Origin of the sequence: Myxococcus vastator (assembly GCF_010894475.1) — a bacterium.
Taxonomy (GTDB): domain Bacteria; phylum Myxococcota; class Myxococcia; order Myxococcales; family Myxococcaceae; genus Myxococcus; species Myxococcus vastator.
In genome coordinates this window covers 1-8,251 of record NZ_JAAIYB010000383.1, presented here as the reverse complement: position 1 = coordinate 8,251, position 8,251 = coordinate 1, and the positions used below count along the sequence as shown (strand labels likewise).

6 protein-coding genes are annotated in these 8,251 nt (G+C 71.4%); 3 read left to right on the top strand and 3 right to left on the bottom strand.

The genetic code is table 11. The features are described 5' to 3' along the window. Window positions 1–116: 116 nt before the first annotated feature. Window positions 117–383, bottom strand: a complete 267-nt coding sequence (locus G4D87_RS28870; RefSeq protein ID WP_163785929.1) for an AtpZ/AtpI family protein — start codon at window positions 381–383, stop codon at window positions 117–119. 373 nt (window positions 384–756) lie between these two features. On the opposite strand from G4D87_RS28870, the gene G4D87_RS28865 reads away from it, so the two are divergent. From G4D87_RS28865 to G4D87_RS28855, 3 genes are all read left to right on the top strand, one after another. Next, window positions 757–1,275, top strand: a complete 519-nt coding sequence (locus G4D87_RS28865) for a YbhB/YbcL family Raf kinase inhibitor-like protein (protein WP_163785928.1) — start codon at window positions 757–759, stop codon at window positions 1,273–1,275. Window positions 1,276–1,443: 168 nt separating this feature from the next. Further along, a complete protein-coding gene (locus G4D87_RS28860; protein ID WP_163785927.1) occupies window positions 1,444–4,071 on the top strand; it encodes an ATP-binding protein in 2,628 nt (875 codons plus the stop codon). 52 nt (window positions 4,072–4,123) lie between these two features. Then, window positions 4,124–4,981 (top strand): hypothetical protein, encoded by an 858-nt coding sequence (locus G4D87_RS28855; protein WP_163785926.1) that lies wholly within the window; start codon window positions 4,124–4,126, stop codon window positions 4,979–4,981. Between the two features lie 15 nt (window positions 4,982–4,996). Here the strand turns inward: G4D87_RS28855 and G4D87_RS28850 are convergent, their stop codons facing one another. Both G4D87_RS28850 and hemL read right to left on the bottom strand, forming a co-directional pair. Next, complete coding sequence (locus tag G4D87_RS28850; RefSeq protein ID WP_240358689.1) at window positions 4,997–6,844, bottom strand: serine/threonine protein kinase; 1,848 nt, start codon at window positions 6,842–6,844, stop codon at window positions 4,997–4,999. 70 nt (window positions 6,845–6,914) lie between these two features. Then, on the bottom strand, window positions 6,915–8,210 hold the full coding sequence (hemL, locus tag G4D87_RS28845) for a glutamate-1-semialdehyde 2,1-aminomutase (protein ID WP_163785924.1): 1,296 nt from the start codon (window positions 8,208–8,210) through the stop codon (window positions 6,915–6,917). Window positions 8,211–8,251 lie beyond the last annotated feature (41 nt).

The window sequence follows — 8,251 nt, the reverse complement described above, 5'->3', positions numbered from 1 at the left end:
GTCCTCCACCACCTGCGGCATCAACGCCGCCAGCGCCAGGCCCACCACCGCCACGCCACCCGCCAGCGCCGCATGACTCCGGAAGGAGTCCGTCCCGCTACCGCCGCCCCGCGCCGTCACTTCCGCTTCCCCAGCCGGGCCATCTCATGGAGGAACCCATAGAAGCCCACGCAGATACCCACCAGGCTCAGCACCACCATCAACCAGGGCCCCGTCCCCAACCACCCGTCCAGCCAGTAGCCACCCAGCACGCCCACCACCGCGCCACCCACCAGCTTCCACACCGCCGAGACATAGGGTTGCGCCGCCCTCATCTGCCGGGCCGTCTCACCCAGCTCGCTGCCGTCCGAACCGCCCGGTTTCCGGGGCTCCTTCACTTCCATTCGGACGTCTCCCCAAACCCCTCTACGCGCGGGCGCCGCTTAACACCGAACACGCGGCACACGCAACCGCTACCATGGGCCGCGGCCCCCGGCCCCCAGCGGCGATTGCCGCTTCGGCAAGCTCAGCTACCGCCGATCTGCCCCGCATGGAATCGAGGACCTTTCCTCGAGGGCACACCCGGGCGTTTCTCCTCTGGGCGAGGCGCTCGAGCCCGGCGGAACCAGCAGGCGCCTGGGGACGAGGCCGCCTGTCCCAACGCCCAGGTGGCCAGCCTCCGGGCGCTGACCGGCCCGCTCCTCGGCGCCCGGGCGCCTGCGTCGCCAGCTTGCACCCGATACGCGTCAAGCCACCGCGACACCTCTGGAGGACTCCATGCCGAAGCCGCTCGTGCTCACGTCCCCCCGCTTCAAGGACGGCGACCTCATCCCCATCGCCTACACCGGCGAGGGCGAGGACATCTCACCGCCGCTCCAATGGACGGGCATGCCCGCCGGGACGAAGAGCCTGGCCCTCCTCGTGGAGGACCCGGACGCGCCAGACCCGCGCAACCCGCAGATGACCTTCTCCCACTGGGTTGTCTACAACATCCCACCTTCGGCCCAGGGCCTGCCAGAAGGGGCCACGCCGGACGTCCTCCCGGAGGGCGCCCGCCAGGGTCAGAATGACTTCCGCCGCCAGGACTACGGGGGCCCCATGCCGCCCGTGGGCATGCACCGGTACTACTTCCGCCTGTTCGCCCTGGACACGGTGCTGCCGGACCTGGGCCGCGCCTCGCGCACGCAGCTCCGGGAGGCCATGGAGGGCCACATCGTGGGGCAGGCGGAGCTCATCGGCCTGTACACCAAGGTCCACCACCGCGGCGCGGAGTCCCCTGGGAGCGCTCCCGCCTGATTCGGCGCGAGGCGCCAACCGCCTTGGAGGCACGGGCTCGGCCGCACCGCGCGGCCGGGCCCGTTCTACGTACAAGCCGCAGGGGCGGCGCCGGGTTGTGGGATGGTGGGCGAAGCGGCGGGTGGGCGATTTCGCGCGGGCTGGCAGCGGTGGAAGAGTCAGCTTGCCGTGAAAACCGCCGCCGAAACCGGGGCAGCCTACGGCCCCTTTGATGCGATGTCCGTGGGTGTCTGCGTCGTCCGTGACGGCCGCTTCGTCTATGTGAACGAGGCGCTGGTGACGATATCGGGCTACCCGCGCGAAGCCGTGCTGGGTGAGTCCGCGACGCTCCTCGTCTCGGCGGCGAGCGCGGCGGAGCTCGCGTCCCGCCACGCCCGGCGCAAGCGCGGCGAGCCCGTCCCCACCACCTACGAGACGATGCTGCGCACCGCCGAAGAGGAGCGGCGGGTGGAGCTGACCGTCATCCCCAGCGGCACGGAGTGGGTGGTGCTGGTGCGCGACGTGTCGGCGCGGGCCCGGCGCCGCGGCGTGCTCCAGCGGCTGGCCGAGCTGGGCGCGAGCCTGCCCTCGCTGCGCACCGAGGGCGAGGTGCTGCGGCGGATGTTCTCCGGCGTGGAGGAACTGGGGCTCGGCTGCGCGTGGCTTTCGCCAGACCGGCTGGGCGTCCGGTTGGGACAGACGTTCGTGCCGCCCGGCATGGTGCCCCTGGAAGACGCGGCGCTGAGTGGCCGCTGGGTACGGGATGTGGTGGGCCAGTGGCCTCCCGTGCTGAAGCGCGCCTGGCGCGACGGCGCGGCCTATACGGACGAGCTGCCCCAGGAGGCCGAGCGCTTCCTCCGGGGCGCCCGGGGCGAGCGGGTGCGCCAGGGCCTCCAGCGCGCTGGACAGACGCGGGCCATCGCGGTGCGCATCGACGTGGAGGGCCAGCCCCGGGCCATGCTCGCGCTGGTGGCGGACTGGCTGCGCGAGGAGGAGCTCCCACCGGTGCGGCTCTTCGGCGCGCAGGTGTCCGCGGCGCTGGACGCGGCGCTCACCATCTCCCGCCTGTCCGCGCAGAACACGGCGCTGGCGGCGCTCAACCGCCTGGCCTCGGTGTTGGCCTCCGCGCCGCACCCGCAGGCGTTGTTCGCGCCAGGGACCGATGAAATCGCCGGGCTCCTGGGCTGCGACGCGGTGACGGTGCTCCTGCCGGCGGACGACGGCGAGGTGGAGCTTGCGTACTCGCGCGGCCTGGACGCCGAAGGCTCGGAGGACTTCATGCGGCGCTGGCGCGCCGGGAGCCTGTGCCTCCAGGCGCAGCGCGAAGGCATCCCGCTGGAGCGCGAGGTGGAGTCCTGCTCGGACGACCTGAGCGAGGAGCTGCGCCGGCAGGGCTTCCGTACCGTGGTGGTTGTTCCCCTGCGGGTGCGCTCGCGGGGCGTGGGCACGCTGTCGGCGCTCTTCCGGGAGCGCCGACCCCTGACGCCGCTCGAACGGGAGACGCTGCAGGCCATGGGCAGCCACTTCGCGGCGGCCATCGAATCCCACCGGCTGCTGCATGAGCTTCGTGGCCGCGCCGAGGACCTGGCGCTGCTGCACGAGGTGGCCAAGGCGCTGGCGGCCACCCTGGAGCTGGACAAGCTGCTGCATATTGGCGCCACCAGCCTGGCGCGCATCGTGGACACTTCGGATGCCTACGTGTTCCTGCCGGACAGCTCGGGCGAGCGGCTCCAGCTGCGCGCGATGACGGGAGGCTCACCGGAGCTGCAAGGGCACGACCTGCCGCTCCTCCCGGCCGATGCATCACTCGCGTCGGTGGCGTTCCACACGCGCGAGGTGGTGATGGTGGAGGACGCCCGCTCCGACCTGCGCGTCAATGAAGAGGTCCGGCGCCTGCCTGGCGCGCGAGCGTTCCTGGTGCTCCCCCTGGTGGTCCACGAGCGCCCCATGGGCGTGATGATGGCGGTGGAGACCCGGCGGCCGCGGCGCTTCACACTCGCGGAGGTGGAGCGAGCCAGCGCCATCGCCAACCAACTGGCGCTGGCCCGCGAGGGCGCGCGACTGGTGGAGGACCTTCAAGCCAGCTACGTGGAGCTGGCCCGGACCCAGGCCCAATTGGTGCGCCGCGAACGGCTGGCCGCGCTGGGCGAGCTGTCCGCCGTGGTGGCCCATGAGGTGCGCAATCCCCTGGGCGCCATCTTCAACTCGGTGGCGTCCCTGCGGCGCATCGTCGGGCCGGACAGCGCGGCGGTGCCGCTGCTGGACATCGTCGGAGAGGAATCGGACCGGCTCAACCGCATCGTCGCGGACCTGCTCACCTTCGCGCGTCCGCCCGCGCCACATCCCTATGCCGTGCCGCTGTCGCCCCTGGTGGAGGACGCGGTGCGAGGCGCGCTGGCGGAGGCCCCGGGCCAGGTGCGCGTGGAGCTGGACCTGGCGGACGATGTCCCCTCGGTGACGGTGGACGAGCGGATGATGCGCCAGGCCTTCCTCAACCTCGCCATCAACGCCGTGCAGGCCATGCCCCAGGGCGGCATGCTGCGCGCGAGCGTCCGGCGCGCGACGGGGACGCCCGAAGTCGAAGTGCAGTTCGCGGACAGCGGGCCGGGCATCTCCTCCGACGTCCGGGCGCGCATCTTCGAGCCCTTCTTCACCACCAAGGCCAAGGGCACCGGCCTGGGGCTGGCGGTGGTGAAGCGCATCATTGAATCGCACCAGGGCCGGGTCGCGTTGGAATCCCAACCGGGCCAGGGCACCACCTTCCGGCTCTATCTGCCGCTGGACACCCCCGCCACGGCGGTGAGCGAAGGCTGGTAACGCATTTGAAGCTCACGCGTCCGGGGCGCAGAGCCCTTCGCGAGGAGCAGAAATGCACCGCCATGCCGCCGTCCTGGGAGCCCTTCTCTGTCTGAGCACCTTCACCGTCCAGGCCCAGGCGCCCACGCCTCCGGACGAGCCTGGGGTGCAGCTCAAGTTCGTGGGAGAGCTGGGCTTCCTGGACGTGCTGGCCCACAGCCTGCGCCAGGGCAGTGACGGCACCCTGTTCCGCTACACGGACGACGGCGGGCAGGACAACCTCTACAACTTCATGCGGCTGTCGGCCGAGCTGACGTTGAAGGGCCGGCACTCGGTGGTGTTCCTCTACCAGCCGCTGGCCATCGACACGCAGGTGGTGCTCAAGCGGGACGTGCGCATCGACGCGCTGGACTTCCCCGCGGGCACGCCGCTGGACGTGCGCTACAGCTTCCCATTCTACCGGGCCAGCTACCTGTACGATTTGCTGTCCGGGCCGGACCGAGAGCTGTCCGTGGGGGTGTCGCTCCAACTGCGCAACGCGAACTATGTCTTCACCTCCGCGGACGGGACGCTGCGGCGGACCGCGCGCGACGTGGGGCCGGTGCCGCTGTTGAAGGTGCGCGGACGGTGGGGACTGGGCGGTGGCTGGTGGCTGGGCTTCGAGGCGGACGGCAGCTACGCGCCCACGGCCATCATCAACGGCGACAGTGACTCCAACACCACGGGCGCGCTGCTGGACGCGTCCCTGCGCGGCGGCGTGCGCATCACCGACAACGTGGATGCGTTCCTCAACCTGCGCTACCTGGGCGGCGGCGCGCGAGGCACGTCGGACGACAACGAGGACGAGTTCGGCGACGGCTTCACCAGCAACTGGATTGATACCGCCACCATCAGCCTGGGCTTCAGCTACCGGCTGCCCTCGGGGAGCTGACGCTCGCGGCGGGCTTCAGGACAGCGCCCACGCCAGCGCGAGCCCCAGGGCACACGCGCCCACGCAGAGCACCGCGACGAGCCAGGGGCGCCCACCGCGGAGCCAGGTGCCAGAGTCCTCCTCGGGCGCTGGCACGGGCAGGGCTTCATCCCCCGTGATGGCGCGCACCAACTCCAGACGACGGGCCTCCACCGCCGCGGCGTCCACCGCCTGGGAGATGTCCACGCCGAAGCCCACCTGCGTCTCGCGGGTGGCTCGGCGCCACTGCGCGGCCTGGGGCGGCAAGGAGTGGAGGGCCCTGGCGGGGTTCACCTCCGTCACGGTGACGTCTTCGGACACAGCGGCATCAGCGCCCTGGTTCCGAGTGGCCTCCGCCCTTTCCAGCGCGACCATCAGCTTCGCCGCATCGACGGCTTCGGTGGCCGCCGCGTCTCCGCCCAGGCTGGCTCCGGGGTTCGCGGTCCTGGCGTCCGCCGCCATGCGGACACGCTCGGGCTGAACGACCGTGGTCTCCTCGTCCGCATCGGGCGGCGCGCTCGCGGCCGGGCCTCGCGCTGGCTGGACGACAGTGGCGTCCCCTTCCACATCGAGGTGTGCCCGTTCGCCGCCGGGAAGGCCCCGTCGTGCTCGCGAGGCTCCGCCCTCCACCACCGTCGCCTCGTCCTCCGTCCCGTACAGCGCGGTGACGCGAGGTTCGTTCACGGCGCGAGGCACCTCCGGCGTCTTTTCGGGAGTCCCGCGCACCGTGACTTCAAGTTCATCCGCGTCACCGTGCGCGGCGGGCACTGCCTTCGCTGGCGTGCCTCGCGCGGAGGCGTCCGTCGGCGCCTTCGGGGCCTCCGCGTCGCCACGCTCGGCCGGGACGTAGTCCTCGGGCGCGTCGATGCCCTCGTGCTCGAACGCGAGCGCGGTGGGCGGAGCGAGCACGGTGGCCAGCGCTGGCTCGGTGAGCGCGCGGGAACGCGGCTCCCGCAGCAGCTCGCGGAGCACGAGCTCCTCCGCCTTCTTCTCGCGGGGGAACGCGGCCGCGATGAGGCGCGCGACGTCCGCATCTCCCACGTTGGGCGCCAGCTTCGCCTTCATCCGCGCCAGCTCCGCGCCCATGGCGGCCGCGTCCGGGAAGCGGTTGTCGGGCTCGGAGGCCAGCGCGCGCATCAGGAACGCATCCACGCTGGTAGGCACGCCCTGCCGGACGCTCCCCGCTGGCTCCCACTGGGGGTACGCCGCGCGTCGCCACCGCTCCACCGGGTCGCCCCGCTGTACCAGGGGCTTCCATGCGAACAGCTCCCACAGCAGCGCGCCCACCGCGTACACGTCCGCGCGCCGGTCCACGAAGCGCTTCCGCGCCTGCTCCGGCGCCATGTACGTCAGGTTGCCAATCACCACCCGAGGCGCCGTCTGCTGCTCCTTCAGCGTGGACTGCGCCGCGCCGAAGTCGATGATCTTCACCTCGCCCGCGTAGCTGATGCACACGTTCGCGGGAGACAGGTCGCGGTGGACCAGGTGCAGCGGATTGCCGAACTCATCCGTCGCGTCGTGCGCGTAGGCCAGGCCCTCACAGAGCCGCTGCCCCAGGTGGAGCATGATGCCCAGCGGCAGCGTCCGCCCGAGCTGCCGCAGCCGGTACGTCAGCCGGCTGAGCGTCTTGCCCTGCACGTACTCCATGGACAGGTAGAGCTGCCCTTCCACCTCGCCCATGGCGTACACGCGCGCGATGTTCGGATGGTGCAGCCGCACCACCACGCGGGCTTCGTCCCGGAAGCGCCCGGCGAACTGGGAGCTCGCCATGAGCTGCGGGAGGACCTTCTTCACGACACAGGCACGGCGAGGCGCCTCCTCTCGCGCGAGGAACACCTCTCCCATCCCCCCGGCGCCAATGCGGCGCGCGAGGGTATAGGGACCGAAGCGAACGGGCCCCTCGAGGGGCTCGGGCTCAACCGGTCTTGCCAAGCGAACGGAAGGCCTTTCTCGCCGCCGCGAGGACGTGCGCGACTTCAGGCTCGCCCATGGCCAGCGACACGAACGCCGCCTCGAACTGGCTGGGCGGCAGGTAGACGCCTTCGTTCAGCATGGCGTGGAAGAACTTGCCGAAGCGCGCCGTGTCCGCCTTCTTCGCGCTGGTGTAGTCGTAGACGGGCTCACTGGTGAAGAACACCGTGAGCATGCTGCCCACGCGGTTGACGGTGACGGGAACGTCCGCGGCCTTCGCCTCGGCGAGCAGGCCGACCTCCAGCATGCGGCTGACGTCCTCCAGCCGCGCGTAGGTGCCGGGCGCCGCCAGGGCCTTGAGGCACGCCAGGCCCGCCGCCACCGCCACCGGGTTCCCCGACAGCGTGCCGGACTGGTACACCGGGCCCGCCGGAGCCACCTGCTCCATGATGTCGCGGCGGCCACCATACGCGCCCAGCGGCATGCCCCCGCCAATCACCTTGGCCATGGTGGTGAGGTCCGGCTTGAGGCCGTACAGCTCCTGCGCGCCGCCTCGCGACAGCCGGAAGCCCGTCATGACCTCGTCCAGCACCAGCAGCACGCCGTGCTTCTGGCAGAGCGCCTGCAGCCCTTCGAGGTACCCCGGCTTGGGCACCAGCACGCCCATGTTGCCCACCACCGGCTCGATGATGGCGCAGGCGATGTCCTGACCCTTCTCCGCGAAGATGCGCTCCACGGCGGCCAGGTCGTTGAAGGGCGCGGTGAGCGTGAGCTTCGCCAGCGCGGACGGCACGCCCGGCGAGTCCGGCAGGCCCAGCGTCTCCACGCCGCTGCCCGCCTTCACCAGGAACGGGTCCCCCGCGCCGTGGAAGCAGCCTTCGAACTTGAGGATGTGCTCGCGGCCGGTGAAGCCCCGCGCGACGCGGATGGCCGCCACCGTGGCCTCGGTGCCACTGGAGACCAGGCGCACCATGTCCACCGCGGGCATGGTGGCGCAGATGAGCTCCGCGAACTCCACCTCGCCCGCGTGCGGCGCGCCATAGGACGTCCCCATGCGGGCGGCGTCGATGATGGCGTCCACGATGGGCGGATATGCGTGGCCCAGGATGAGCGGCCCCCAGCTCCCCACGAGGTCGACGTAGCGGTTGCCGTCCACATCCGTGAGCCAGGCACCTGTGCCTTCACGGAAGAAGACAGGGTCGCCGCCAACGCCTCGGAAGGCGCGCACCGGGGAATTCACTCCGCCGGGGATGCGGGCCTGCGCGCGGGCGAAGAGAGCCTGACTGTGAGCGTGGTTCATGACGCGTTCCATAACATGCGGCACGAGGCATTCTGCGTCCC

Bases quoted from the DNA above. Each gene is read 5' to 3' on its own strand.
- G4D87_RS28850 (WP_240358689.1), bottom strand. From the start codon at position 6,844: ATGGGAGAGGTGTTCCTCGCGCGAGAGGAGGCGCCTCGCCGTGCCTGT.
- G4D87_RS28855 (WP_163785926.1), top strand. From the start codon at position 4,124: ATGCACCGCCATGCCGCCGTCCTGGGAGCCCTTCTCTGTCTGAGCACC.
- G4D87_RS28865 (WP_163785928.1), top strand. From the start codon at position 757: ATGCCGAAGCCGCTCGTGCTCACGTCCCCCCGCTTCAAGGACGGCGAC.
- G4D87_RS28870 (WP_163785929.1), bottom strand. From the start codon at position 383: ATGGAAGTGAAGGAGCCCCGGAAACCGGGCGGTTCGGACGGCAGCGAG.
- hemL (WP_163785924.1), bottom strand. From the start codon at position 8,210: ATGAACCACGCTCACAGTCAGGCTCTCTTCGCCCGCGCGCAGGCCCGC.